The 25,718-nt window shown below is 63.1% G+C and carries 22 protein-coding genes and 1 tRNA gene; 11 read left to right on the top strand and 12 right to left on the bottom strand.

The annotated features are described in order from the left end of the window. Positions 1-33: 33 nt before the first annotated feature. Positions 34-561: a peptidylprolyl isomerase gene (locus AC2ETI_RS23760; RefSeq protein WP_007729190.1), complete on the top strand. Its 528-nt coding sequence runs from the start codon at positions 34-36 to the stop codon at positions 559-561. 17 nt (positions 562-578) lie between these two features. Beyond that, positions 579-1,523, top strand: coding sequence for a rhomboid family intramembrane serine protease (locus tag AC2ETI_RS23755; RefSeq protein WP_029256820.1), 945 nt, complete (start codon positions 579-581; stop codon positions 1,521-1,523). Between the two features lie 31 nt (positions 1,524-1,554). On the opposite strand, the gene AC2ETI_RS23750 is transcribed toward AC2ETI_RS23755, so the two are convergent. Next, positions 1,555-2,082 carry a lipoprotein LpqH gene (locus AC2ETI_RS23750; protein WP_483634466.1) on the bottom strand — a complete coding sequence of 176 codons (528 nt, stop codon included), beginning with the start codon at positions 2,080-2,082 and terminating at the stop codon, positions 1,555-1,557. A gap of 304 nt (positions 2,083-2,386) precedes the next feature. Between AC2ETI_RS23750 and AC2ETI_RS23745 the strand changes: the two genes are divergently transcribed. Then, on the top strand, positions 2,387-3,730 hold the full coding sequence (locus tag AC2ETI_RS23745; RefSeq protein ID WP_021332618.1) for an MFS transporter: 1,344 nt from the start codon (positions 2,387-2,389) through the stop codon (positions 3,728-3,730). Here the strand turns inward: AC2ETI_RS23745 and AC2ETI_RS23740 are convergent. Then, positions 3,721-5,586, bottom strand: a complete 1,866-nt coding sequence (locus AC2ETI_RS23740) for a helix-turn-helix domain-containing protein (protein WP_264613696.1) — start codon at positions 5,584-5,586, stop codon at positions 3,721-3,723. The two genes, AC2ETI_RS23745 and AC2ETI_RS23740, sit on opposite strands and share 10 nt — an antisense overlap. 126 nt (positions 5,587-5,712) lie before the next feature. Between AC2ETI_RS23740 and AC2ETI_RS23735 the strand changes: the two genes are divergently transcribed. Together AC2ETI_RS23735 and AC2ETI_RS23730 are read left to right on the top strand one after the other, a co-directional pair. Further along, positions 5,713-7,080 carry an FAD-binding oxidoreductase gene (locus AC2ETI_RS23735; RefSeq protein ID WP_041814395.1) on the top strand — a complete coding sequence of 456 codons (1,368 nt, stop codon included), beginning with the start codon at positions 5,713-5,715 and terminating at the stop codon, positions 7,078-7,080. Positions 7,081-7,203: 123 nt separating this feature from the next. Then, positions 7,204-8,052 (top strand): TauD/TfdA family dioxygenase, encoded by an 849-nt coding sequence (locus AC2ETI_RS23730; protein WP_197942308.1) that lies wholly within the window; start codon positions 7,204-7,206, stop codon positions 8,050-8,052. Between the two features lie 7 nt (positions 8,053-8,059). On the opposite strand, the gene AC2ETI_RS23725 is transcribed toward AC2ETI_RS23730, so the two are convergent. Both AC2ETI_RS23725 and crgA read right to left on the bottom strand, forming a co-directional pair. After that, a complete protein-coding gene (locus AC2ETI_RS23725; protein WP_133728225.1) occupies positions 8,060-8,551 on the bottom strand; it encodes a PH domain-containing protein in 492 nt (163 codons plus the stop codon). A gap of 107 nt (positions 8,552-8,658) precedes the next feature. Next, positions 8,659-8,922, bottom strand: a complete 264-nt coding sequence (gene crgA / locus AC2ETI_RS23720) for a cell division protein CrgA (RefSeq protein ID WP_019746229.1) — start codon at positions 8,920-8,922, stop codon at positions 8,659-8,661. A 102-nt stretch (positions 8,923-9,024) separates the two neighbouring features. Between crgA and AC2ETI_RS23715 the strand changes: the two genes are divergently transcribed. Beyond that, positions 9,025-9,738 carry a DUF881 domain-containing protein gene (locus tag AC2ETI_RS23715; protein WP_020905624.1) on the top strand — a complete coding sequence of 238 codons (714 nt, stop codon included), beginning with the start codon at positions 9,025-9,027 and terminating at the stop codon, positions 9,736-9,738. Positions 9,739-9,760: 22 nt separating this feature from the next. Next, a complete protein-coding gene (locus AC2ETI_RS23710) occupies positions 9,761-10,426 on the top strand; it encodes an aminodeoxychorismate/anthranilate synthase component II (protein WP_084325579.1) in 666 nt (221 codons plus the stop codon). 57 nt (positions 10,427-10,483) lie between these two features. On the opposite strand, the gene pknB is transcribed toward AC2ETI_RS23710, so the two are convergent. From pknB to AC2ETI_RS23675, 7 genes are all read right to left on the bottom strand, one after another. After that, complete coding sequence (pknB, locus tag AC2ETI_RS23705) at positions 10,484-12,409, bottom strand: Stk1 family PASTA domain-containing Ser/Thr kinase (protein WP_019746231.1); 1,926 nt, start codon at positions 12,407-12,409, stop codon at positions 10,484-10,486. Continuing rightward, positions 12,406-13,764, bottom strand: coding sequence for a protein kinase domain-containing protein (locus AC2ETI_RS23700; RefSeq protein ID WP_019746232.1), 1,359 nt, complete (start codon positions 13,762-13,764; stop codon positions 12,406-12,408). The genes pknB and AC2ETI_RS23700 overlap by 4 nt, the downstream gene beginning before the upstream one ends. Positions 13,765-13,767: 3 nt before the next feature. Further along, the gene (locus AC2ETI_RS23695; protein ID WP_007735774.1) at positions 13,768-15,234 is read right to left on the bottom strand and encodes a peptidoglycan D,D-transpeptidase FtsI family protein; all 1,467 of its coding nucleotides are present in this window, start codon (positions 15,232-15,234) and stop codon (positions 13,768-13,770) included. Further along, complete coding sequence (locus tag AC2ETI_RS23690; RefSeq protein ID WP_003943414.1) at positions 15,231-16,682, bottom strand: FtsW/RodA/SpoVE family cell cycle protein; 1,452 nt, start codon at positions 16,680-16,682, stop codon at positions 15,231-15,233. The genes AC2ETI_RS23695 and AC2ETI_RS23690 overlap by 4 nt, the downstream gene beginning before the upstream one ends. Further along, positions 16,682-18,106: a PP2C family protein-serine/threonine phosphatase gene (locus AC2ETI_RS23685; RefSeq protein WP_003943416.1), complete on the bottom strand. Its 1,425-nt coding sequence runs from the start codon at positions 18,104-18,106 to the stop codon at positions 16,682-16,684. Before AC2ETI_RS23685 ends, AC2ETI_RS23690 begins: the two co-directional genes overlap by 1 nt. Further along, positions 18,103-18,567, bottom strand: a complete 465-nt coding sequence (locus AC2ETI_RS23680) for an FHA domain-containing protein FhaB/FipA (protein WP_003943418.1) — start codon at positions 18,565-18,567, stop codon at positions 18,103-18,105. The genes AC2ETI_RS23685 and AC2ETI_RS23680 overlap by 4 nt, the downstream gene beginning before the upstream one ends. Before the next feature lie 186 nt (positions 18,568-18,753). Further along, positions 18,754-20,157 (bottom strand): DUF3662 and FHA domain-containing protein, encoded by a 1,404-nt coding sequence (locus AC2ETI_RS23675; RefSeq protein WP_483634465.1) that lies wholly within the window; start codon positions 20,155-20,157, stop codon positions 18,754-18,756. A gap of 254 nt (positions 20,158-20,411) precedes the next feature. Between AC2ETI_RS23675 and AC2ETI_RS23670 the strand changes: the two genes are divergently transcribed. Beyond that, positions 20,412-20,497: transfer RNA gene (locus tag AC2ETI_RS23670), tRNA-Leu, on the top strand. Positions 20,498-20,550: 53 nt separating this feature from the next. Here AC2ETI_RS23670 and AC2ETI_RS23665 read toward each other — a convergent pair. Further along, complete coding sequence (locus AC2ETI_RS23665) at positions 20,551-20,892, bottom strand: hypothetical protein (protein ID WP_259121142.1); 342 nt, start codon at positions 20,890-20,892, stop codon at positions 20,551-20,553. A gap of 467 nt (positions 20,893-21,359) precedes the next feature. Between AC2ETI_RS23665 and AC2ETI_RS23660 the strand changes: the two genes are divergently transcribed. From AC2ETI_RS23660 to AC2ETI_RS23650, 3 genes are all read left to right on the top strand, one after another. Continuing rightward, positions 21,360-22,700, top strand: coding sequence for a M48 family metalloprotease (locus AC2ETI_RS23660; protein WP_211919081.1), 1,341 nt, complete (start codon positions 21,360-21,362; stop codon positions 22,698-22,700). Then, complete coding sequence (locus AC2ETI_RS23655) at positions 22,676-23,080, top strand: hypothetical protein (RefSeq protein ID WP_211919083.1); 405 nt, start codon at positions 22,676-22,678, stop codon at positions 23,078-23,080. Before AC2ETI_RS23660 ends, AC2ETI_RS23655 begins: the two co-directional genes overlap by 25 nt. A 1,447-nt stretch (positions 23,081-24,527) precedes the next feature. Next, positions 24,528-25,550 carry a DUF4192 domain-containing protein gene (locus tag AC2ETI_RS23650; protein ID WP_483634464.1) on the top strand — a complete coding sequence of 341 codons (1,023 nt, stop codon included), beginning with the start codon at positions 24,528-24,530 and terminating at the stop codon, positions 25,548-25,550. Positions 25,551-25,718 lie beyond the last annotated feature (168 nt).

Below are 25,718 nucleotides of genomic sequence, written 5' to 3'. Positions count from 1 at the left end.
CCGCGAGAACGCCGGCAATGGCACGATGGTGGTGTGACTTCAACTCATCAGACCGCAACCGCAACGCTGCACACGAACCGCGGCGACATCAAGATCGCTCTGTTCGGCAACCATGCGCCGAAGACCGTCGAGAACTTCGTCGGCCTCGCCGACGGCTCGAAGGAGTACACCACCGCAAACGCCGCCGGCACCAAGACCGGCCCGTTCTACGACGGTGCCATCTTCCACCGCGTCATCGACGGCTTCATGATCCAGGGTGGCGACCCCACCGGAACCGGCACCGGCGGCCCGGGCTACAAGTTCGGTGACGAGTTCCACCCGGAACTGCAGTTCGACCGCTCCTACCTGCTGGCCATGGCCAACGCAGGCCCGGGAACCAACGGCTCGCAGTTCTTCATCACCACCGGCCCGACGCCGCACCTGAACCGTCGCCACACCATCTTCGGTGAGGTTCTCGACGACGATTCCAAGAAGGTTGTCGACGCTATCTCCTCCACCGCCGTCGATCGTGGCGATCGTCCGGTCGAGCCCGTCGTGATCAACAGCATCACCATCTCCTGAACAGGTAAAACAAGCAGATGACGAACCCCGGTTGGGGCGGCGGTGCGAGTGAGGGCATCCCGCCCCAACCGCGGTGCGTCCGCCATCCAGATCGACCTACCGCACTTTCCTGCAATCGTTGTGGACGTCCGGCGTGCCCGGACTGCCTCCGCGAGGCGGCGGTGGGATACCAATGTGTTGACTGTGTAGCTGCCGGCCAACGCGATGTCCGCCCCGTTCGGGGCGTCGCCGGAAACACCGTGAGCCCCGCCCGTGCGGTCCCGATCGTGACGTACACCTTGATGGGGCTCAACGTCCTGGCGTTCCTCGCCACCTTCGCGCAGTCGCGAAGCATCATGAACAATCAGGTCGGCTCGTCGATCTTCGCGAACTGGGCACTCAATCCGGGTCTGGTCGCCAGCGGTGACTGGTTCCGGCTCATTGGCTCCGGGTTCTTGCACTTCGGCATCTTGCACCTCGCGGTCAACATGTACGCCCTCTACATCCTGGGGCGCGACACCGAAATCGTGATGGGCCGCTCCCGGTACGTCGGCATCTACCTGGTTTCGCTCCTCGGCGGTTCCGCCTCGGTGATGGCGTTCCAGCCGGTGTTCTCCTCGCTCACGGCCCTGTCCTGGACCGCTGGAGCGTCGGGTGCAATCTTCGGCATCATGGGCGCACAGGCCGTCCTTCTACTGCGTTTGCGTCGAAGCCCGGTCCCGATCATCTCGGTGATCGCGATCAATGTGATCATCAGCATTTCGCTGCCCGGGATCTCGTTCTGGGGTCACGCGGGAGGTCTGGTGGCAGGTGCCGCGACGGCCGCTGCCTTCCTGTACGCCCCGCAGTGGTTGGGCGCCGGTGAGAACCGCGTGAAAGCAGTGCGGATCGGCTGGATCGCTTTTGGTGCCGTCACCGTGGTGACGTTGGGAGTCATCGTGCTCCGTGTCGTCCAACTGCGCGAACAGCTGGGAATCAGCTAGCAAGAATCCTAGGGCCCAGCCGTTCTATGGATCAGCCGCCGATGATGGACTCGCAGGCGAACGTGATCTCGAAGCTCGACGTCTCCATCGGGTTGCCCTTGTCCCGGGCGCCGATTCCCTCGCCCGTCACCACGAAGGTATTGCCGTCCTGCTTGGCACTGGCAGATCCGCCAGGCAGTCCCGGTGCGAATCCGGCGGTGTACGGCAGACCGTTCGATCCACCCTCGCTTCCGGCGATTCCAGCAGTCTGAACCGTGCCGGATTCATCGATGATGGCTGTGACGGTCAACATGCCGTAGGTGGCATTTTCCGCGTCGAGCAGTGTCATAACTGTCGTGCCGCCGTCCTTTGCGCACTTCGTCTCGAATTTGGCGTCGAGCGTCTTCCCGCCGACGGTGGCCGAGGATGTAGCGGACGAGGCGCCGGCAGCACTCTTGTCGGAGTCGGTCTTGTCGGAGTCGCTGCCGCAGGCGGAGGCGAATAGAGCGACCGCCGCGATAGTGGCAGCGACTGCGGTGGAGGACCGGCGGGTCATCGTGGTCCGAACCATCTTCGTCATGTTCTGTCCTTCAAGTCACGCGGTGCGTCCGCACTTGCTCTGGCTGTTTCGCCGACAACACTAACCAGTGACTCGGTGCTCGTAGCGCTAAACCCCCAGCTCAGGCGGGTTTGTCGCCTTCGACTGTTCAGGGACGTTCGTCAGGCTGCTGCGGGTCATTCGCCGGATCGTCGGGAGTAAATGCACATGCAGGGACGGCTTCTGTAGAGATTGTCCACATAGGTTGAGGACATCGGTACTTCTACTGTGGCTTGAGTCACTTCGTAGATAGCACCGCTGACCTTTTCCGAGGAGTACCCCTGCCATGACCTCCACCGATAGCACCACCACTGACGGTGGGGTTGCGCCGAGCGAGATCGAATCTCGCGTGGTGAAGAAGGTAGCGCGCCGGCTGATTCCCTTCCTGATCCTGCTCTATTTCGTGAACTATCTGGATCGTACGAACATCGCCTTCGCGAAGCTCACCATGAGCGCCGACCTCGGGATGACCGAGACAATGTTCGGGCTCGCCTCCGGTCTCTTCTTCGTCGGCTATCTGTTGTTCGAGGTGCCGAGCAACCTGGCCCTGCACCGCTTCGGCGCCCGGCTGTGGATCGCGCGCATCATGCTCACCTGGGGCATCCTCGCCGCTGCGCTGGCATTCGTGCCCAACGTGGGAAGCCTCTATTTCCTCCGCATTCTGCTGGGAATCGCCGAGGCAGGCTTTTTCCCCGGAGTTCTTCTCTACCTGACCTTCTGGTTCCCGAAGAAGTACCGCGTACGCCTGATGGGCTTGTTCCTGCTGACACTTCCGCTCTCGTCGGCGCTCGGTGCCCCGCTCTCGGCTGCCATCATCCAGTACGGCGACGGCCTGTTCGGGTTGGCCGGATGGCGCGTGATGTACCTGATCGAGGGTCTGCCCGCCGTGATCTTGGCGTTTGTCGTCTGGTTCTACCTCACCGACCGTCCCGCCGACGCGAAGTGGTTGACCCTCGAGGAGCGCACCTGGCTGATGAAGTCCATGGCCGACGAGGAGAAAGAACTCGGCGACGCCGGTCACCAGTCCGCCGGCAAGACCCTGCGCGATCCCCGCGTCATCGGTTTCGGTCTGGTCTACTTCGGAATCACCTACGGCCTTTACGCTTTGAGCTTCTTCCTGCCCAGCATCGTCGCGGGATTCAAGCAGACGTTCAACACCGATTTCTCGCTCGTCGAGACAGGCCTGATCGTGGCCGTCCCCTACGCGATCGGCGCTGTCGCGATGGTGCTGTGGAGCCGCCATTCCGACAAGACCGGTGAACGGATGTGGCACGTTGCTGCCCCGACGCTCCTGGGTGCGGTATCCATTCCGATTGCGCTGTATCTGGATTCGCCGTTCACCGTCATGATCGCGGTCTCGCTCACCGCTGTCGGTGTCCTCTGTGCGCTCCCCGTCTTCTGGTACCTGCCCACCACGTTCCTGACGGGTGCCAGCGCGGCCGCGGGTATCGCCATGATCAACTCGATCGGCAATGCGTCGGGCTTCGGTGCTCCGTACATCACCGGCTGGCTCACCGATGTGACCGGAAATGCCAAGGCAGGCCTGTGGGTGGTGGGCGCCGTTATGCTCTGTGCCGCAATTCTTGTGGTGGCGCTGGCCAAGCGATCGAGCAAGACCGCTCAGATCTGACCGAGTTTCCCCGCACTGGCACGCAGCCGGATCAGGAGCGCGAGATCGAGCGCCTGGTCCGGCTGACGCCACTGGGTGCCGATCAACCGGTCGATCGACTCGAGGCGTTGATACAGAGTGTTGGCGTGAATCGCGAGCGCGGCGGCGGTCGCAGAATGCTTGCAATTGTGTGACAGGTACGACGCGAGGGTGTCCAAGAGCGGAACGCCGCGTCGTTGCTCCTCCTCGAGGAGAGGACCGAGGGACCGCAGCGTCAGCGCTTCGAGTTCTTCGCGGCCGGTGCGGCTGAGGAGAATTCGGTAAATGCCGAGGGAACTTGCCGGTTCCACGTGGGAGGCCCGCCCGAGAGTCTCGAGGACGTCGACGGTGTGTTGTGCCTCGACATAGGCTCGCGCCAGACCTTCCGCTCCCACCGCAGGATCGGCGATTCCCACTGTCGGGTTCTCCGCCGGCTGCACCCACGCCGCCGCAACCTCTGCCGGTGACATTCCCGGAATCAGAGCGATGACCCGTGAACCATGCTCGGCAACAACAGTTCCTGACGGGAATGCAATTTCCTCGATACTGCGACGCGTACGGTCTACGGCGTCGGCCGGGCGGGCCACCACGACGGTGTACGAGCGGTCGGGGTTTAGTCCAGCCAGGCGGAACTGACCGGTGACTTCGGCCGGCGTCGGCGCTGGCCTGGTGATCAGATCGACCAGAAATGCGTCGCGTGCTCGGCGAGTGGCTTCCCTGGCCGCCCGTTCGCCGACCAGGGCAAGCGCAATGGCCGGGGCTGACCTTTCGAGTGCCAATCTCATGGCGGCGGTGGGTTCATGACGCGAGAGTAGGAACAGAACTCCGAGTTGATCACCGGCACTGCGCACTTCGGTGGCAAACAGGAACTGCTCACCGACGATGAGCGTCACCTCCTGCTCGCGTCGGTCAGCGGCAAGGATGTCGAAGACCCGGTTGACGCTCTCGCTCACCCGTTGCAGTCCCGGCGGGATCTCCGACGTTCCTGTCACGAAAAACACCGGTGAACCCGTCGACGCGGAGGTTTCTTCCACGAGTTCGCGAACACCGCCGCCGCGCAGGACAACTTGTGTGAGCGAGCGGTCCCAGGTCAGTGTCTGTTCGAGAAGTGCTGTGCGCTCGGCAAGTTCGGTGTTCGCTGCATTCACTTCTGCAACCGTCGCGCGATAGCGTTCGAGAGAGCGGGCATTCTCGATGGCTACCGAGGCATGAGCTGCGAGGGCGGACAGCAACGCAACTTCCTCGTTGCCGAATCGACGCTCCTGACGCTTGCACGCGCAGAGGGCACCCAGGATCTTGCCGTTCAAAGTCAGCGGAACGGCCAACAGGCCGCGCATGTTCTCGGCTCGCGCTGCGTCGTCGGCGGGTCCGATGTGTGCAAACGAGGGATCGTTTCGGTAGTCGGGAGACCAAGCAGGAGAGGAGTTCTCGACCACACGACCGATGAGGCCTTCTCGGAACGGAACCGTGAGGCCGAGCAGTTGCGAGGTGTACGCCCCGCTGGTGACTTCGATGATCAGGATGTCGTCGTGGATCAGTGCGAGGTACGAAAGGTCTACGCCGAGTAGCCGTTTGGCCTGGTCCACGATCTCCTGCAGAAGGGCGTGGTGATCGTGCATCGTGGTCAGCAGCGACGCGATGTCGTTGAGCGCGCCCAGTTCGGTGGCACGTTGTCGGCGCTGAGCCAGGAGACTACGCAGTTGGAGTGCGGACCGGGCTTCTCGCTCGATTTCGGCTGCGACCTCGGGGCCTGACCCGGCGGCCAACTGATCGCGGTGTTCGATCAGTTCCTCGGTGGATGCCTCGGCCAGGAGAAGCTGTAGCCAGTTCTCGTGCATCCGCACTCCCTTGTCAGGCCAACTTGTCAGGCCAACGATGAGTATGGAGAGAATGTCCATACGGTTTCCGGTTTCTCGGAGTAAATCTACATGGGGTGGTGTAGCCGCCGTCACTATCGTGGAGGCATGACACTCCTCGAGGCGCTCGGCTCGCAGATCGATGCGGATCGACTGATCACCGACCCCGACATCATGGCGAGCTACATCCACGACGACGCCGAGTGGGCTCCCTACGAGATGCCCGTCGCCGTGGTCCGTCCGCGCACAGCCGAGCAGGTACAGACAGTTGTGCAGGCGTGCATCGCCCACGGTGCGCCCGTCGTCACGCGCGGCGCAGGCACCGGTCTGTCGGGTGGAGCCAACGCAGTCGCCGGCGGCGTCGTGATCGCCTTCGACGCGATGAACGCCATCAAGGAGATCAACACCCTCGAGCGTTTGGCCGTGGTCGAACCCGGAGTGGTCAACGATCACCTCCGCGACGCGTGCGCCGAGCACGGCCTCTGGTATCCGCCCGATCCGGCGAGCGCACCCTGGTCGACGATCGGCGGCAACGTCGCGACCAATGCCGGGGGCCTGTGTTGCGTCAAGTACGGCGTCACCAAGGACTACGTGCTGGGCATGCAGGTGGTTACCGGAACCGGTGAGCTGGTTCGGCTCGGGCGTCGAACTGCCAAGGGAGTGGCTGGGTTTGATCTCTCGGCGCTCATGGTCGGCTCCGAAGGCACTCTCGGGGTGATCACCGAGGTGACGGTCAAGCTTCGTCCTCAGCGCGATCCCGAGCGCACCATCGTCGGATACTTCGACTCCATCGTTGCTGCGGGCAAGGCAGTCGAAGCCGTCGCCGCGGACGGTCTCACACCGTCGGCCCTCGAGTTGATCGATCGACAGTGCCTGCTTGCCGTCGACGCCTGGAAGAACATGGGCCTCTCGGCCGACGCCGAGGTGGTCCTGCTCGGCCGCATCGACACACCTGGTGAGATCGGCGACGCCGAAGCCGAGCGAATGTTGGCCTGTTTCAACCGTTCCGGGGCAACCTGGAGTGCCAGATCCACCGACCAGGAGGAAGCCGACGCCCTGTTCTCCGCCCGGCGTCTGGCGTACCCCGCCCTCGAGCGGCTCGGCCCGGTGCTCACCGAGGACATCTGTGTCCCCAAGGCAGCGGTCCCGGAGATGTTGGCACGGATCGAGGCCATTTCGGCCCGTCACGACACGCACATCGCGAACATCGCGCACGCGGGTGACGGCAACCTGCATCCGCTGCTGATCACGCCACACGACGACGAAGCGGCGCGGAGGCGTGCTCAGGCAGCTTTTTCCGAGATCATCGACAACGCCCTCGAGTTGGGCGGAACCGTCACCGGTGAACACGGCGTCGGCCTACTGAAGATGGGTGGCCTGGCACAGGAACTGTCACCGGCCGTCGTCGCGATGCATCATGCAATCAAGGGCGCACTCGACCCTCACGGAATCATGAACCCGGGCAAGGTGATTTGAAAGGCCGGGTGATCTGAAAGACTGGCTCCGTAACCGAATCGGTTTCCGGAGTTACGCCGTCGAAATGACGAGTTCCTACGCTCGAGTTGAACCGTTTGGCGAACTCGACGTATGGAGTGATGAATGTTCTCTTCCGATTTGACGCTGGCAAGTGTTGTTCCGCGGCGCGTGGACACGGTCGAGGCCGTCCGGGCGGCAATCGCTCTGGACGGCGCCGCGGTCTTCGGTGGGCTGCACACCGAGGAAGATGCCATTGCTTTCGCGTCGAAGTTGCTCGGTGAGAAGTGCATTCGAGTCGGCCGCCAGTTCGAGGCGAGCGCCAGAAGTCAGGATGCCGAAGCCGCTGTCGTCGACACCCAACCGGTGGACGAACGCGGGCGCAAGCGCTCGTTCGGTATCTCCGGCGAGCGGATGACCGCCCACAACGATGGTTTTGCTTTCGGCGATTACGCTCCCGATTACCTGTTTCTGTGGTGCAAGCGCCCGGCGTACCCGAGTGGGGGCGACTCGTTTCTCATCGACGCGGTCAAACTGACGCGATTGCTCGCCTTCGATCCCGCAACAGCGGAGCTGGCCGAATTCTGTTGGAGCACAGACATCGACCATTCGGAACCGAACTTCCCGCAGAACACATTTGCGCCGATCGCCCGGACGGTGCCGAGCGGACGCAACCAGGTTCGGTACCACCCGTACCTCGCGCCGATCGCCGGCGAATCGGAAGAAGCGCAGTGGCCGCTGGTGAAGCAGTGGAGTGAGGCCGTGATTCACGTGCGAGACAGCGGGCCGATGTTCCGTGCCGAAGCCGGCGAGATGATCTGCATCGACAACTACCGGGTGCTTCACGGCCGCGACGGGTACACCGACCCCGGCCGTGAGCTGTACTCGATCTGGGGATGGTCGAGCGACGCCGTCGCGGTGCCGCAGCAGGCACTCGACATCGTGCAGCCGGACCTCGCGGCACTGGCCATGTAACCCGCGCTTACTTCTCGGGCGGCACCAAACCGTGGACGGTAAGCACGTCCAGGACGTCCTCCGGCGTCGTACCGAGATCCCAGCGTCCGAAGATCAACAGCTTCTCCGTGTCGGTGGGCCGGTCGACGATGTCGATCTCGAGCATCGGCACGCGTCGACCCAGACGCGGGTAGCGGACGAGACGCACGCGGTCGATCTGTTCGCGGGTGAACGTGTGGCGGGCGCGCAATCGCTGCACCGCGATCGACTTGGTTCCTGCGTTGTCGATCACCGCCAGGCGGGGGCGCTGACGCAGGGCGAGGCCGCCCATCACGAACAGCCCGATCACCGCGAAGGCGAGCAGGAAGCGTCCGGCAGGCTCCGTGGGCGCGATTATCGAGGCGATCGCGAGGGCAATTCCGCCGCCGAACATCGCGTAGACAACACCCATCGGAGTGGCCCACGAGACGACCTCGGTGGCGTTGTCACGAGGCTGTGGATGAAATTCATCCTCGAGCATGTGGATAACTTCCTAGGTTGTCCACAGGAGTTATCCACAATGGGGATGAATGACACCCATGTAATTGAGAGACGGTCACGATCCGAGCCGAATCAGATAATCGCTGGTCAGCGCCATCTCATGGTCATCACAAGGCCCACAACCATGAAACCGAAGCCGACGAGGAAGTTATAGTTTCCCAAGTCGTTCATCCACGTGATCGAATCCGCGGCCAAGTAGTACACAATCAACCACGCCAGGCCGAGAAGCATGAATCCGAGCATCACGGAGACGTACAACGTGCTCGACGGACCCATCTTCACCTTCACCGGAGTGCGGTTTGCTGGGTTGACTGTGTAGTCGTTCTTCTTACGGACCTTCGACTTGGGCATGGCGTCCTCGCTCTACGGTGTGACCTGCATGTGTTACCTACACGCTAACGTAGCTGTGTCCAGTTGGTCACCGGCCGACCTGCACAATCCGGGAGGAGCCACGTGTCTTCGGGTGAATCTTCACGAACCGTCTGGCACATCGGTGTACTTGCCGTCTGCCTCGTAGCCGGTCTGATGGTTGCCACGGCGCAGAGATCCGCCGAGGAAAACCAGCTTCAGGTCACCGAAAGCACCAGGCTCTCCGATCTGGTCCGCAGCGCCCAGGCCAATGCCGAAAAAGTTTCGGCCGACCGGGACGAACTTGCCGCTCAGCTCGATTCGTTGCAGGAAGACGCCGCTCGGTCCGACGCCGGCGTGGCCGCCGCTCTCGGTGACATCAAGAACATCTCCGCCGACGCGGGACTGACGGAGATGACCGGCCCCGGCGTCGTGGTCACCATGACGGACGCCCCGCGCAACGCCGAAGGCAAGTATCCGGTCGACGCCACCCCGGACGACCTCGTCGTGCATCAGCAGGACGTCCAGAGCGTGCTGAACGCACTGTGGGCCGGCGGGGCCGAAGCGGTGGGCATGCAGGACCAACGGATCATCAGTACGTCGGCACCGCGGTGCATCGGAAACACCCTCCTTCTTCACGGCCGTACCTACAGCCCGCCGTACGTGATGAGTGCGATCGGCGATGTTGCGCGCCTCGAGGCGGCACTCGCTGCCGAACCGGGCATTCGGATCTACAAGCAGTACGCGACCCGCTTCGGCCTCGGGTACACGCAGGCGACGCCGTCGCAGATCACGGTCCCCGCCTATACCGGCGGATAGCACGGGCGTTTACCCTGCTCTCATGAGGATTCTCGTCGTCGACAACTACGACAGCTTTGTGTTCAACCTGGTGCAGTACCTCGGCCAGCTCGGAACCGAAGCCGTGGTCTGGCGCAACGACGATCCACAACTGACGGCAGACCTCGAGGGTGCAGTAGCGCAGTTCGACGGCATTCTCCTGAGCCCTGGCCCCGGAACTCCGCAGCGCGCGGGAGCGACGATGGATCTGGTGAAGGTCTGCGCCGACACCAGGACCCCGCTGCTCGGCGTCTGCCTCGGACATCAGGCGATCGGTGCGGCTTTCGGCGGAACCGTCGACCGCGCGCCCGAACTGCTTCACGGCAAGACGAGTCTGGTTCACCACAAGGACGTCGGCGTCCTGGCCGGGCTGCCCGATCCGTTCACCGCTACCCGCTACCACTCGCTGACGGTTCTCGAGGACACCATTCCCGAGGAACTCGAGGTGACCGCACACACCGAGAGCGGCGTCGTGATGGCGATGCGTCACCGCGAACTGCCGATTCACGGCGTCCAGTTCCACCCCGAGTCCGTACTCACTCAGGGTGGGCACCGGATGCTCGCGAACTGGCTCGCAGTGTGCGGTGAGGCGCCGCCGGAAGGACTCGTCGCAGCCCTCGAGGCCGAGGTCGCGTCGGCGCTCGGTGGCGCATTGCCCGCAATTCTCTGACACCTGTCCACAAAAAAGTGCCTCCCGGAAATCTCCGGGAGGCACTTTTTCACTTTGCTAGCGGCCGGGGATTCCGAGCGCTCCGACGCTGACGGTGATGACTGCGTCCTTGGAGATCTCCGAGCCCGGAGGCTGCGTCTGCGAGACGATCTTGCCCACCATTTCCGGGGTGAGCGTCGTGCTCTGGTTCTGCACCAGCTGCGATGCAGTTCCCGCCCAGCCGGCTGCGCGAAGCGTGGTCAACGCCTCGGACACCGTCTTGTTGGTCAGATCAGGCATCGCGACCTGGTTGCCGTTGGACACTCGCAGCGTCACGGTCGAACCCTTGGTGGCCGACGTGCCGCCGGTCGGGTCGGTCGAAACGACCTGTCCCTTCGGCAGTCCCGAGTCGATCTCCGTGATCTGGACGACGAACCCGGCACCTTCGATGTTGGGCCTCGCCACCTCTTCACGCTGACCGGTCACATCCGGGACCCGAACCTGCTCCGGACCGGTGCCGACAGTGATCGAGACCGCGGAATCGAGAACAACCGACACTCCGACGGCCGGATCCTGATTGACGATCTTGTCGACCTCGGCAATGGTCGACGCGGCCTTGCCGATTGTCGGATCGAGTCGGAGTCCGACGGAGTTGAGCTTCTTCTCGGCGTCGTCCTGGCTCAGCCCGGTCAGGCGTGGGATCGCGACCTGCTCGGGGCCGGTGGACACGTCGATGGTGACGGTGCTGCCCTTCTCGATGCGCACCCCGGCAACCGGACGCGTCGTGATGACGTTTCCGGCGGCGATCACCTTGTCCGTCTTCTGCTGACGCTCCACCTGGAATCCGGCGTTGGTCAGCGTCGCCTCGGCGACATCAGCGGGCTGGTTGGTGAGGTCACCCGGAACGGTCACCATCTCGACCTTCGGCGAGTTCACCCGAATGAGGAAGAACGTCACCAGTCCGATCACCAGAAGCGCCGCGATGCCCATCAGGGCGTAGCGTCCGCCCTTCTTCTTGGCAGGCGGCTCGGCAGCGCGAGTTGTCCGTGCAGGAACCGGCTCGACCGGATCAGGAGCAGTGCGGTAGTTCCCGGTGTCGGAGCCGACGGCGCCGAGGATGGTGGTGCGGTCCTCGTCGTTCATCACCATCGGCGCACTCGGACGCTGACCGCCCAGAACGCGTACCAAGTCGCTGCGCATGTCGCCGGCGCTCTGGTAGCGGTTGGCCGGGTTCTTGCTCATCGCCTTGAGAATGATCGAATCCAGCTCGCGCGGAATGTCGGGATTGATCTCCGACGGCGTCTGCGGATCCTCACGAACATGCTGGTACGCCACGGCGACCGGTGAATCACCCTTGAACGGCGGCTCGCCCGTCAGAATCTCGAACAGCACACAACCGAGTGAGTAGACGTCCGAACGTGCGTCCACCTGCTCACCTCGCGCCTGCTCCGGCGAGAGGTACTGAGCGGTGCCGATCACGGCGGCCGTCTGCGTCATCGGGCTCGACGCGTCGGAAATGGCACGGGCGATACCGAAGTCCATCACCTTCACGGCGCCGGCACGGTTGATCATGATGTTGGCGGGCTTGACGTCGCGGTGCACGATGCCGTTGCGGTGGCTGAAGTCCAAAGCGGCGCACACGTCCGCGATCACTTCCATCGCCTTGCGCGGAGTCATCGGCCCGGTGCTGCGCACGATGTCACGCAACGTGTCGCCGTCGACGTACTCCATGACGATGTACGGCAGCGGCCCGGCGTCGGTCTCGGCTTCACCGGTGTCGTAGACGGCCACGATCGCCGGATGGTTCAGCGCGGCAGCGTTCTGCGCCTCACGACGGAACCGCAAGTAGAACGTGGGATCGCGCGCGAGGTCTGCACGCAGCACCTTGATCGCGACGTCGCGGCTGAGTCGGAGGTCGCGCGCCAGGTGAACCTCGGACATTCCGCCGAAGCCGAGAATCTCACCCAGCTCGTAGCGGGAGGAGAGATTGCGGGGTGTCGTCATTGGTCTTGTCCTAGCGGTTCTTCAGCGTCTCCGGGATCCGCCAACGGCTCAGTGGTCGTTGTGGTCGTCGTTGTCGTCGTGGTGGTGGTTGTGGTCGTCGGAGTTGTTGTTGTCGTGGTCGGAGTTGTCGTTGTGGTTGTCGGCTCGGTCGTGGTTGTCGTCGGCCGAGTCGTCGTTGTTGTCGGCTCGGTGGTCGTCGTCGTCGGCCGAGTCGTCGTGGTGGTGGGCTTGGTCGTCGTGGTGGTCGGCAACGTCGTGGACGTGACGACGGGCGGCGTCGGGTCGCTGGGACCGTCGGTCGCGATCCAGACTCCGCCGATGATCAACGCCAACAAGATCAATCCGCCGCCGGCCCATGCCACGGCCTTCTGCCCACTGGTCATTCCGCCGGCTGCCGCGTCGTCCGCAACAGCTGCGCCCGTCACCGGGCCCGCGTACGTCGGCGGCATGACCTGCGTGGCACCCGTCGCCGGCAACGCGCTCGCGGCACCGGTGGCGAGCAGACCGGGCGGCGGTGGACGCCTTCCTGCCCGAACGGCTGCAACGGCGTCGGCGAACTCACCGCCACTGGCGTAGCGGCCGGCCGGATCCTTGGTCAACGTGATGTCGATGAGCTCGCGGATGTTCGGCGGCAGGTCGGCCGGCATCGGCGCCGGGGTTTCCTGCACGTGCTTCATCGCGACGGTCAGCGCGCCGTCACCGGTGAACGGGCGTCGACCCGAAAGTGCTTCGTATCCGACGATTCCCAACGAGTACACGTCACTCGCCGCGGTCGCGTCCTGACCGAGAGCCTGCTCGGGCGCGATGTACTGGGCGGTGCCCATCACCATTCCCGTACGCGTGACAGGCGAGTTCTCGACGGCCTTGGCGATGCCGAAGTCCGTGATCTTCACCTGGCCCGTCGGCGTGATGAGGATGTTGCCCGGCTTCACGTCGCGGTGCACGACACCGGCGTCGTGTGCGACCTGCAGGGCGCGGCCGGTCTGCTCGAGCATGTCGAGGGCATGCGGAACCGCCAGGCGGCCGACGCGTGCCAGGACGGCGTTGAGCGGTTCACCGTTGACGAGTTCCATCACCAGGTACGCCGTGGAATCGCCCGAGCTGTCACGGGTCTCGCCGTAGTCGTAGATTCCGGCGATACCGGGATGGTTGAGCTGTGCGGTGGTGCGGGCCTCGAAGCGGAAGCGCTCCAAGAACTCCGGATCGGAAGAGAACTCGGACTTGAGTACCTTGACGGCGACGCGACGGTTGAGCCGGGAGTCCGTGGCTTCCCACACCTGACCCATCCCACCGGTGGCGATGAGACGGATCAATCGGTAACGATCGGCGATCAAAGCGCCGTTGTTCAACGCCACGGTTCAGCCCCCTTGGATTCCGGCTGCGATGACTGCACGACCGATCGGCGCAGCAACCGAGCCACCGGTAGCGGCAAGTCCGCGGTCACCACCGTTCTCGACGATGACGGCCACGGCGACCGTCGGATTCTGCGCCGGTGCAAAAGCGATGTACCAGGCGTGCGGCGGAGTTTCCCGCGGGTTCACGCCGTGCTCGGCGGTACCGGTCTTGGACGCGATCTGAACGCCGGGGATCTTGCCGTCGCCGCCGGTGAAGTTCTCCGAGCCGATCATCAGATCGGTCAGCGTTGCCGCCACTGCCGGCGAGATCGCCTGACCCATCGACACCGGTGACGGCGTACTGAGATCGGTCAGATCCGGTGCCTGCAACTGGGAGATCAGGTTGGGCTGCATCCGCACACCACCGTTGGCGACGGTCGCGGCGATCACTGCGTTCTCGAGCGGGGTCACCGCGACGTCGCGCTGGCCGATGCTGGTCTGGCCGAGAGCCGCGTCGTCGGAGATGTCGCCGACGGTGCTGTCCGCAACCGGCAGCGGGATCGCGGGAGTGTTGGGCCCGATGCCGAAAGCGCTGGCCTCGTCCTTGATGGCGTCCGCGCCGTCCTTGATGCCCAGTTCGACGAAAGCCGTGTTGCACGAGCGCGCAAACGCGTCACGCAACGACGCCGTCGGGTTGGGGCCGCAGGTGCTGCCGTTGTAGTTCTCGAGGGTCGTGCTGGTGCCGGGCAGCGTGATCTGCGGAGCCGCGGTCAGCTGGTCGTCCGGCGTCGCACCGTTGCCAAGAGCTGCGGCCGTGGTGAGCACCTTGAAGGTCGAGCCGGGCGGGTAGGTCTGTGAGATCGCGCGGTTGACCAACGGATCGTTGGGATCGGCGTTGAGCTCGTCCCACGCCTTCGTGGTTTCGGCGCCGTCGTGGCTGGCAAGCAGGTTCGGGTCGTAGCTCGGCGTGCTGACCATCGTCAGGATGCGTCCGGTGCTCGGCTCGATCGCGACGACGGAACCGGTGTAACCCTTGCTGGTCAGCTGGTCGTACGCCACCTGCTGCATGGCCGGATTGAGCGTCGTGACGACGTTGCCGCCGCGCGGATCGCGTCCGGACACCAGGTCGAAGAAGCGCTGACTGAACAACCGGTTGTCCGAGCCGTTGAGAATCGGGTCCTCGGTGCGCTCGAGGCCGGCGCTGCCGTACTGCATCGAGTAGAAGCCCGTGACCGGTGCGTACGGGTACGGATTCGGATACTCGCGCAGGTACTTGTACCGGTCGTCGGTGGCGCGGGAGGCGGCAAGCACCTGACCGGAAGCCGAGATCTGACCTCGCTGGCGTGAGTACTCGTCGAGCAGCACCCGCGAGTTGCGCGGGTCGGCTCGCAGGTCGTCAGCCTTGATGACCTGTACGTACGTGGCGTTGGCGAGGAGCGCGACGACCATCACCATGACGGCCATCGCGACGCGGCGCAGTGGAGTGTTCATACGCGCGGCATCATCTCTGTATTGGCGTCAGCGATTGGGGGCGGACCTTTCTTCTTCGTCACTACCGGCGCACGAGCCGCGTCCGAGATCCGGACGAGGATGGCCAGCAGTAGATAATTCGCGAGCAGCGACGAGCCGCCGTACGACATGAACGGTGTAGTCAGACCAGTCAGCGGGATCAGCTTGGTGACGCCGCCGACGACGACAAAGATCTGGATCGCAATGGTGAACGACAGACCGGCGGCGAGCAGTTTGCCGAAGCTGTCGCGCACCGCCAACGCCGTACGCAGGCCGCGCACGATGAGAAGCAGGAACAGCATCAGCACAGCGGCCAGGCCGATCAGGCCGAGCTCTTCGCCGATGGTCGCGATGATGAAGTCCGTCTTCGCGAAGGGCACCTGGTTGGGCCGGCCACTGCCCAGACCTGTTCCGGCGATACCACCGGTGGCCAGGCCGAACAGCGATTGCGAGATCTGATAACCGGTGTTGGCGTAGTCGCCGAGCGGGTCCAGCCAGGTGTCGACGCGCACGCGTACGTGGCCGAACATCTTGTAGGCGAAGAAGAATCCGATGGCGAGCAGTCCGCCGCCGATCACCAGCCAGCCCACACGTTCGGTCGCGATGTAGAGCATCACCAGCACGGTGCTGAAGAGCAGCAACGACGTACCGAGGTCGGTTTCGAAGACGAGCACACCCACCGAGACGATCCAGGCGAGCAGGATCGGGCCCAGGTCGCGGGCACGCGGAAAGTCCATGCCCAGGAAGTGTTTACCGGCCGAGGTGAACAGGTCGCGCTTGGCGACGAGCACCGACGCGAAGAAGATGATGAGCAGGATCTTCGCGAACTCACCTGGCTGAATGCTGAATCCGGGCAGGCGAATCCAGATTTTTGCGCCGTTCACGCTCGAGAACTTCGCCGGAAGGATCGCGGGAATCGCCAGGAACACCAGACCTGCGAGGCCGAGCGTGTAGCTGAACCGCGCCATCAGGCGGTAGTCCTTCAAGAACACGAGCAGCAGCACGAAACCGGTGATCGCCAGTGCAGTCCACATGACCTGCTGGTTCGCATCCGGTGACGGTGCCTCGACGCCGTTGTAGAGCGCAGTCTGTTCGTCGGCGAGGTCGAGTCGGTGGATGAGCACCAACCCGAGGCCGTTGAGCAGGGCGACGATCGGCAGCAACAGCGGATCGGCGTACGGCGCATACCGCCGAATTGCCAAGTGCGCGATCAGGAACAAGCCCGTGTACGCAAGCGCGTACTTGGCCAGATCGAGAGTGATCTTCTGTTCCTGGCTCGCCTCGACGAGCAGAAGCGAGACCGTCGTGATGATGACGGCAAAGCCCAGGAGCAGCAGCTCCACGTTTCGGCGGGTCGACTGGACCGGCGCCGGGGCAAAACCTCCGGGCGGACTCGGAAAAGCCGTCCCCGCAGCTGCGTTGGACGACATCAGTTGACCGTCCTGCAAGTCTGACCGGGAATGTCGGTCGGCGTAGGCGTAGTCGTGGGTGCTGCCGTCGTCGGCGTGGCCGGCTCAGCGGGCGGCGCAGGAGCCGGAGTGGTCTCCGGTGCCGGCGGGGGAGTGGGCGCTGCTGTCGTTGTCGGAACCGGCTCACAACGAGGAAGCAGATCGCCGCCGATGAGACGGATCATCTGGCTCTGCGCATCTTCACGCTTGCCGGACGGCAGCCCGGCGCGCACCTGCTCCTGCGCAGACGGCTGCAGATCGGTGACCTCGAGGATGTTGCAGTTGCTGGGAATCGCGTCGGGGGAGACGAGGGTCAGGACGTCGTCGTCGCCGACGCAGCCCACCAGATCCGCGTCTTGCAGCGAGTAGCCGAGCACCGAACCGGGGATTCCGCGCAGCACCGTCACGCGGCCGTTGTCTTCGCCGACGTAGTAGTTGTTGCGGATGACGGCGCGGCCGATCACGGCGCCGACGCCGACCAGCGCGATCAGCACCACGGCGAGGACCACCCACCACAACCGGTTCCGCTTCTTCTTCGGTTCCGGTTCGGGTTGGGAGACAACTCGCTTGGGCGTCGCGCGCGGCGGACGCATGGCAGCGGCGCGGCCGGCAGCGGTGTTGGGGGGAGGGGCGTCCTCTTCCTCTTCCGTCGACGCGGCGCCCGCGACGATGGGATGTGACTGGCCGTAGTCGAGGTCGATGACATCGGCGACGACGACGGTGACGTTGTCGGGACCGCCGCTGCGCAGCGCCAATTCGATGAGACGGTCGGCGCACTGCTCCTGCGAGCCTTCGCGCATCGTGTTCTCGATGGTCTCGTCGCTGACCACATCGGAGAGGCCGTCGGAGCAGAGCAGGTAGCGATCGCCGGCGCGGGCTTCGCGCACGGTGAGCGTCGGCTCGATCTCGTTGCCGGTCAACGCCCGCATGATCAGGGATCGCTGCGGGTGCGTGTGTGCCTGTTCGGCGGTGATCCTGCCCTCGTCAACCAGTGACTGGACGAATGTGTCGTCGCGGGTGATCTGCGTCAGGTGGTCGTCGCGCAGCAGGTAGGCGCGGGAGTCGCCGATGTGCACGAGGCCGAGCTTGCTGCCGGAGAAGAGGATCGCGGTGAGCGTGGTGCCCATGCCGTCGAGTTCGGGTTCTTCCTCGACGTGATCGGCGATGGAATCGTTGCCCTCGCGGGTGGCTGCCTCGAGCTTGCCGAGCAGATCCTCGCCGGGCTCGTCGTCGTCGAGATGCGCCAGAGCGGCAATCATCAGCTGCGACGCGACCTCACCGGCCGCGTGTCCGCCCATACCGTCGGCCAAGGCCAGCAGACGGGCACCGGCGTACACGGAATCTTCGTTGTTGGAGCGCACGAGACCGCGGTCGCTGCGCGCCGCGTAGCGGAGAACAAGGGTCACGGGCGCAGCTCGATTACCGTCTTGCCGACGCGAACCGGGGTGCCCAGCGGGACGCGCACCGCAGTGGTGACCTTGGCGCGGTCCAGATAGGTGCCGTTGGTCGAACCGAGATCCTCGACGTACCAGTCGGCGCCGCGCTGCGAGAGCCGCGCATGGCGCGTCGACGCGTAATCGTCGGTGAGAACGAGCGTCGAATCGTCGGCGCGGCCGATCATGACGGGCTGTGAACCGAGGGTGATGCGGGTACCGGCGAGGGCGCCCTGCGTGACCACCAGGTACCGAGGCACCTTCGCCTTGCCCAGCGAGGGCAGGACCTTTCCGGCGCGGGTGTACCGCGGCGGAACCCTGACCCCGGAGCCGGCATAGATGTCGGAACGGAGAGTGCGGAGGACTGCCCAGACGAACAGCCACAGTAGGAGCAGGAAGCCCGCCCGTGTGAGTTGCAGAATCAGGCCCTGCACGGCTGTCCACCTCCTTCTATGGCTCGAGCCCCGCCGCAGCGGGGTTCGAGCATTGTCGACTGGCAGCATCATAGGGGGCTCTGGGCCCCGGAGATCACGATACTGACAGCCGCGTGACGGCGGCGCGCCGACGGACCGCCGAATGTTCGATTGTTATCGGAAAAATCCTGGCGTCCGTTTCTCAGCTCAGAGAATGCGAACCAGAATCTCCGAGTGACCTGCACGAATGATGTCGCCGTCTGCCAGCTGCCAGTCCTGGACCGGTGCTCCGTTGACGGTGGTGCCGTTCGTGGATCCCAAATCGGACAGCATCGCGGTGCGGCCGTCCCAACGGATGTCGATGTGGCGACGTGAGACGCCGGTGTCCGGGAGGCGGAACTGAGCTTCCTGGCCGCGGCCGATGACATTGCTGCCGTCGCGAAGCTGGAAGTGGCGTCCGCTGCCGTCCTCGAGCTGCAGGGTTGCCGTCAGGCTCTGCGCCGTCGGTGCGTAACCGCCCTGCGGCTGGGCGTAGCCCTGCTGCGGGTAGGCCTGCGTCTGCTCGAAGTTGCCGCCCTGCTCGTACGGCTGCTGTGTGTACGCCTGCTGGTCGTAGCCACCCTGCTGGTAGCTCTGCTGGTCGTAGCCCGGCTGATCGTAGGACTGGCCGTTGTAGGGCTGCTGGTAACCCTGCTGGTCGTAGCCGCCCTGCTGGTAGCCCTGCTGGTCGTACCCACCCTGGTACGCCTGCTGGCCGTAGCCCTGCTGGTCGTACGGCTGCTGCTGGTAACCCTGCTGGTCGTAGCCGCCGCCCTGCTGGTCATAGCTCTGCTGGTCGTAGCCGGCCTGCTCGTACGGCTGCTGCTGGTTCGGGTACGCCTGCTGGTCGTAGCCACCCTGCTGCTGGTTGTAGCCCTGCTGGTCGTCGCCCGTGCGGTAACCGTCGCCGCGGTCGTAACCGTTCTGGTACGGCGCTTCCTGGCCCTGCGGAGCGGCGTAACCGCCGTCGTCGTGGGAGTACCCGTTCCGTGCCGGCTGCTGCGGTTCGGGCTGGCGACCCGCCGGTTCGCGGCTTGGTTCGTAGCCTGAGTTCTGCGTCATGGGGCCGGCTCCTGGTTGTGACGGGACTGGATTGGAAACAGGGGGAACAATCGGTGCGGGTCGCTGAGGCGGCCGTTGTGGAGGCCGCGACGAAACCTGCGGAACATGCGACGGCGGCGATGCCTGCTCGGCGTCACCATCCGGGTCGACGGTTCCGCGGGTGCGGAACTGACCGGTGTGGAGCGTAGGCGAAGGCTCGAAGGTGACCGAGATGTCGCCGTACGTCTGCCAACCCTGATCGCGGATGAAATCCTGCAGGTGTCGGCTGAAAGCTTTGGTCGTCAGTTCGCGATCAGCTGCCAACTCTTCGTGATCGGAGTTGTTGATGGTGATCACGTAGTTGTTGGGGGCGAGAAGGATTCCGCCGCCGAGGTGCTCGACGCGGTCACGTGCCTCCTGCTGGAGCGCCGCCTCTACTTCCTGCGGCACAACACCACCACCGAAGACCCGCGCGAATGCGTCGCCGACAGCTCCTTGGAGCTTTCGTTCGAAACGCTGCACGATGCCCATCGGGCCCTCCTCTCGCCTCGCATCTACGACGGCAAAATGCTCGGCAAGTAGCGCCGGCACCGCCTTGTCGCGTGTCGTCCAAACTGCTGTACAGGTTCCACGGTACTGTCAAATGTCGCTTCGGCAGTACCTGGCCGCTGTTTCAGCATGGTATCGGTTCTGGGCTTTTGGGTGCTCGGTGTTCATCGATTCGTGCCCTGAACTGCACGAATAGAACTTTCAAAGTTTGTCGTGATAATGTTTCGGCGTTGCTCGGGCGAGTGGCGGAATGGCAGACGCGCTGGCTTCAGGTGCCAGTGTCCTTCGGGACGTGGGGGTTCAAGTCCCCCTTCGCCCACCACAAGACGAGGCCACGAACTCACAAGAGTTGGTGGCCTCGTTTTTTGTTGTCGGCTATCTGGCCGCAGCCTGAATGAAGCTCAGAACGAAGTCCAATGCGGTGCCCGCAAACGGGTTGCCGACTGGTTGAGTGGCCGCGGCGGGCGCAGTGATCTGAGGGTTCATCATCCCTGGCGGCAGTGTGCCGGGTGGGAGATTGATGATTGCGTTGATGTCGTAGATGGTGTTGTCGGGGCCGTTGGTCACCGAGAACGAGATACTGCCGAAGTCGACGATCGGAGTGTCGGCTGATGCAGTACCAACTGCACTGCCGAAGGTGATCGCGGCAGCGAGCGCGCCGACACCGAGGGCCGCGGTGGTCCGGGACAAACGAGTAGGCGTTTCGAGTCCATTCACAGATGTGCTCCCTTTCGTGGTGACAGCATCCGTGCACGGGATGCCGAGCAGCCAGGAGATTGCAACCACTATCGAGGAAGATAACGGACATTCACGTCATGGCGGGGCGGTTCGGCACGAAGTGCTTCGTCGTTCCCAGCAGTCAGAGACAATTGTCTTCTCGTGGCCAGGAACCACCTTGGACCCGCTCAACCTTGGACCACCAACGTGTCTAACCCCATCGACCGGCCACACCCTGACTAATATCTTCTTCATAATCCTCGGCCGTACTTAGTGATGGGCGTGTGAGGCCGGATGGTTGCAATCGCTGAAGTGGTCAGTCGTGGATTCGGTCGGTCGCGCAGACGTCTTCGGGGCGATCGCGTTACGTTTTTTCGATGGCTTGCTGGTGGACTGTCTGAGAGGGTGCACGAATGAGTACCGACGAGTGGCTACTGTCCGGCCCGCGTGGTCGTCGGAGGACGCCAGTGGCCGTGGACAGATCCCCTTTGGCTGCGCCCAGCTGGCGCGACCACATTCGCGATTTCACCAGCCGCATTGCGAGTGCTTCCGCGTCACTTCGATCCCCCGAGCCCCCCGACCTGCAGAAACTCGATGGCAAAGACGATTCCGGACGCCGCACACCAGTTGTGGTCGACTTAGACGGGTTCTTCACTCCCCTAGCTGAGATGCGGGAAATTCTGCCCTCGGCAGTCCTTGCCTGCTTGCCACTCGATGATCTAACAGCAGCACGAACGCTGATACTTCACCAACTGTTCCGTTCTTCCATACTGCGCACAGCTGAAGATTCGCGGCCCGGCGACCATTTCTTGCTTGCTGAGTGGAGCGTGCTTTCACTGTGCTACGCCGTAGTCGGGGCACGGAAAGCAGTACCAATACCTGGGCAGGCCTGGAAGACGTTTTATTCCGATGATCTCCATCAGCACATACGTAAGAACTATCCGGAGACCCGCTCGTCGACTATCGAACTCACACTTGACCGAAGGCTAGTCGCTTGGACCGACGTGCCGAGAAAAAGAATTCGCGTTTCGGCGCTGACCCGAGAATTCTTGTTGCAAATCAACATCTACCTCGCCAACTTGGCTCACATGGTCATCGATGATTGTAAAACCTTGGATCTAAAAGATTCCGAGGATTTTTTCGACTTCGTTATGGCATACATGCTTCGCCTGCATCGCTCTCTAACTCCCGCTGCGCTTCCAATTGTGCGCCCGCATAACAGGGATGCGATGCAGTTCGCTCAAGCCGTCACTTCAGATCAGATCGTGTTCTTGATGTCACACGAATTCGGACACGTAGTTTTGGGCGATGGCGGCTCCATGTCCCGACACGAACTTGAGTGGGAGTGCGATAGCTTCGCTTTTGCAACCCTCTCCGAACTCAACATATCGGATTGGCAGCGGTTTCTTGCCACGAAGTGGCTCTTCGGGTTGTTGGCTTTCGACCGGGCGCTTGGTGAATGTCTTAATTTTACCGAGGGCAATTGGGGTTCAGACATTGACTGGATTCAAGGGGATCTGCGTGAACGCCAGCGGGACCGAGAGTTTGCCTCTGGCCCAGGACTGGAGGCCCTTTCTTCTCATGAGGCCGTCGGGTCCGCGTTTCTCATTGATTTGAAGTACCGTCTGCGAGATCTTGGATCAGAGCGGCTTCGAGGCTGGGTAGCTGATTGCGAGCGGACCCAGCCTATGCCATCGGGCCAGGAGCTGACCTCGCGAGTCGAGCATGTCGTTGGACGACTACCCGCCGACGTTCCCATCTCGGTGCAGAGGATGATGGGTTCGTGGAATCTATCGAGTTCGAAGTAGAAGTCGACATCAAGCTGTCAGAAGCCGAAACCCTGTCCTCGGGCTATCAATGGAGGGGCGCAGGCGAGTTCGATGGGATCGACATCGCGATCCATCCTCCGAAGGGGCACGGGTTTGGCCTGACAGAACTGCTTACTATCTCCGTGACGGTCGCAACCACCGTGACCACAGACCTACTCTCAGGCGCTATAAAAGAAGCAATACGGGGCACCATAAGGCGTGTTCGTGTGCGAAACGCCGCAACTGAGACCCATAGCGGCGGAGATGAAAGTCTGGATGATTTCGATTTGAGGTCGACCACCCTGTCTACGGCGGTCGAGGAAGCTCTCGCAGACGACGACTCGGTTGCGCACGAGCATGAGGATCGCGACGACAGCTAACGAGATTCCGGTCTTGGTGTCCGTCTTTGAAAGACATGGGACACGTCCAACCGAGGAGGCAGCGGATGGACCTTAGCCCCTCGTCGAGGGCGACCACGTGTTTCCGAGTGGCAAGCCGCGTAGACGAATACGACGGAATCGAATATGCAGGGTTACCAATAGAGGGCGAAAGATGTTGTTTTGCAACATCGTAGATCGTTGATGAGGTGTCGCGGCGGGCGAATTCGTCGTTGGATAAGTTGACGATCAAACGGACGGAGGACTTTTTCTGTGACGGATACGGTCGCGTAGGGTCCATTCATGTCGTCGAGCACGTTGCGGATTCCAGTCTTGGTGTCACTCGCCTATGTTGCCCAGCTCGGCCTGTTTATGGGTCTGGCCACAGCATTCACACCTATGCCGTGGGCTATCACAGCTTGTGTAAGCGTGCTATTCGCGGCACTGGCCGTAATTGCGGAGATCAAGTTCACTGACAAGCTGATCCCTCAAACCGCCGACACTCCCCCAAAACTAACCCTTGAGGGCAGACGAACCGTAGGTGGGCTGTGCGTCATTGTGGCAGCTGGGCTGCTCGCTTCTAGCTTTTTCATCGGACGACATACGCAACCTGGGTCAAGTCAGTATCCGTTTCTGGTCGTAGGCCACGGTTCGATGGTCCCGGCGAAGGTCGCCCCATTCACAGAGGCTGGTGCCAAGGGGACGGTGTTCTCGGGTGCCGAATCGGTTAGCGTCGATTGCCAGGTCACGGGCGAAGACAGCCACAAGTGGTACCGGCTCAGCGATCGGTTGGGATGGCTGCGTGACGATTCAGTTATGCCAGAGCCACATACAGGAGCTGGTCGCCTCCCAGTCTGTCCCGATTAGCTCCCTGTGTTCTCGTGCATTTGTGCCAGCGGTATGCGTCTGACAAAAGCCTCAGACACAAGATCTATTCGAAGGATGGTGGTGGAATGAAATCCTCAGGTCATCGTGTGTCTGCGCTGTAAGAGATCTGGGTCAATGTGCGTCGATCACTGAGCTTCGACTATTTTCGCATAGGACAAGTTCCTATTACTTAGGTTACTTAGGTCGGCGTCGAACAGTTTCGTGCGACTCGGGCTTGCGTGACTGCGTTAAGTGAATAACCCCGTGTCAGGCGTGCGATCCGGCCCCCTCCGGTGTCCCCCGAAATGAAACTCCGCTGCGCTCCGTTCTGTGGAAAACATTGATTTGTTTTCACTTCTGGCCTTCCGATTCTCGTCGGCGGTGACCTGCGCGCAACCCCTGGCGGCGCAAGCGCCGGCCCATGGCGCCGAGAAATTTTCGCCACTCGCAAGCTCCCGTCAAAATTTTCTCGGCCCAAGGGTGGCACTCCGGCCCCCTCATGCCGACGCGATTCTCCTTTGCCAGAAGGCGAAAAAATTGGCGGGGCACGAGGCCCGGTCACTTTCACAGCAAGGGGAACGACATGCAGAACATCCGTTTGAGGACCGCCACCGACGTCTTGGCCGCAATCCCGGCATTGCTCGGATTCGTCCCCGCCAATTCCGTCGTGATGATCGCTCTCGCCGGATCACCGGCCACCCTCGCGTTCGTCGCGCGCACCGATGTCATCGGTGCCGATGCGGCAGCCGACTACAGCACTGCACTCGAGCAAGCCGCAGCCACGTCCGTTATCTGGGTTGTCGTCGGCGCCGGTCCGGTGGCCGCCGCCGGACTCGATCAGATCGAGGCAGCACAGCGCGAGCTCGACAGCAGGGGAATCCAGAGCGTCCGCACCCTTGTCGCCGAGTCTCTCGAAACCGGAGCAGAGTGGTTCGACACCAACGGCGAGGAGAGCGGACGCACCGCCGACCCGATCCTGTCGGAGGTCAGCATGAACCGAATCATGAGCGGACGTCAGACGTCGAGCAGCCGCGCCGACATCGAAGCCCGTTACCGCGAGGACACGGCCGCCGACATGGACGCCGCCCGCGCCGCCGCAGCCGAGCAGGGCGAGGACTTCGCACGAAACACGATCACGGAAATCGCCGCAGTCGTGCGCAATTTCGAGGTCCCCAGCCGGGGTCTCGCCGCCCGCGCCGGATTGTGCGCGGCAGCGGACCCGCACCACCGCGACGCCATGATCGGAATCGTCACCATCAGCCCGCAAGCCGCAACGGACGCCTTCGGAACCATCGCCGCACACCTACGCGGAAACTACCGAGTCCAGGCCCTCACCCTTGCCGGGCTGGCCGCATACGTCGACGGCGACGGAGCCGCCGCCGGAATTGCGCTCGACGCTGCTAGCGCTATCGGCGTCGACCCCAGCCTTACGACGTTGCTCAAGCTGCTCGACGCGTCCCGCACAGCCGGAATCAAGCCCGAGGCGATCGCCGAACTTGCAACCATCGGCGTCGAAGTGGCGCGGTCGATGGGAATCGACCTCCGCGCCGGGCTTCCCATGGTTGTCTTCATTCCCGATAACGAACGCGCCGCCGTCTACGCTTAGTGACGCAAGGTCTCTCGCTAGTCCTGTATTTGCGCCAGCGTCCTTGGGAGGAAGTATCTTCTTCAGCTCAACCCAATGGGATTCATCAAGGATCCCGTCCGCAGTCAAGCTGACAATGTCATCCCAACCAGTCGGGTGAACCTAGGCTTTTGCGGCCCGAGGTCGAAA

It is taken from the genome of Rhodococcus sp. MurmanLake-1 (assembly GCF_056945715.1).
The sequence above is the reverse complement of the archived record's forward strand: the minus strand, read 5'-3'. Positions and strand labels throughout refer to the sequence as shown.

Bases quoted from the DNA above. Each gene is read 5' to 3' on its own strand.
- AC2ETI_RS23755 (WP_029256820.1), top strand. From the start codon at position 579: ATGACGAACCCCGGTTGGGGCGGCGGTGCGAGTGAGGGCATCCCGCCC.
- AC2ETI_RS23750 (WP_483634466.1), bottom strand. From the start codon at position 2,082: ATGACGAAGATGGTTCGGACCACGATGACCCGCCGGTCCTCCACCGCA.
- AC2ETI_RS23745 (WP_021332618.1), top strand. From the start codon at position 2,387: ATGACCTCCACCGATAGCACCACCACTGACGGTGGGGTTGCGCCGAGC.
- AC2ETI_RS23740 (WP_264613696.1), bottom strand. From the start codon at position 5,586: ATGCACGAGAACTGGCTACAGCTTCTCCTGGCCGAGGCATCCACCGAG.
- AC2ETI_RS23735 (WP_041814395.1), top strand. From the start codon at position 5,713: ATGACACTCCTCGAGGCGCTCGGCTCGCAGATCGATGCGGATCGACTG.
- AC2ETI_RS23730 (WP_197942308.1), top strand. From the start codon at position 7,204: ATGTTCTCTTCCGATTTGACGCTGGCAAGTGTTGTTCCGCGGCGCGTG.
- AC2ETI_RS23725 (WP_133728225.1), bottom strand. From the start codon at position 8,551: ATGCTCGAGGATGAATTTCATCCACAGCCTCGTGACAACGCCACCGAG.
- crgA (WP_019746229.1), bottom strand. From the start codon at position 8,922: ATGCCCAAGTCGAAGGTCCGTAAGAAGAACGACTACACAGTCAACCCA.
- AC2ETI_RS23710 (WP_084325579.1), top strand. From the start codon at position 9,761: ATGAGGATTCTCGTCGTCGACAACTACGACAGCTTTGTGTTCAACCTG.
- pknB (WP_019746231.1), bottom strand. From the start codon at position 12,409: ATGACGACACCCCGCAATCTCTCCTCCCGCTACGAGCTGGGTGAGATT.
- AC2ETI_RS23695 (WP_007735774.1), bottom strand. From the start codon at position 15,234: ATGAACACTCCACTGCGCCGCGTCGCGATGGCCGTCATGGTGATGGTC.
- AC2ETI_RS23690 (WP_003943414.1), bottom strand. From the start codon at position 16,682: ATGTCGTCCAACGCAGCTGCGGGGACGGCTTTTCCGAGTCCGCCCGGA.
- AC2ETI_RS23675 (WP_483634465.1), bottom strand. From the start codon at position 20,157: ATGGGCATCGTGCAGCGTTTCGAACGAAAGCTCCAAGGAGCTGTCGGC.
- AC2ETI_RS23650 (WP_483634464.1), top strand. From the start codon at position 24,528: ATGCAGAACATCCGTTTGAGGACCGCCACCGACGTCTTGGCCGCAATC.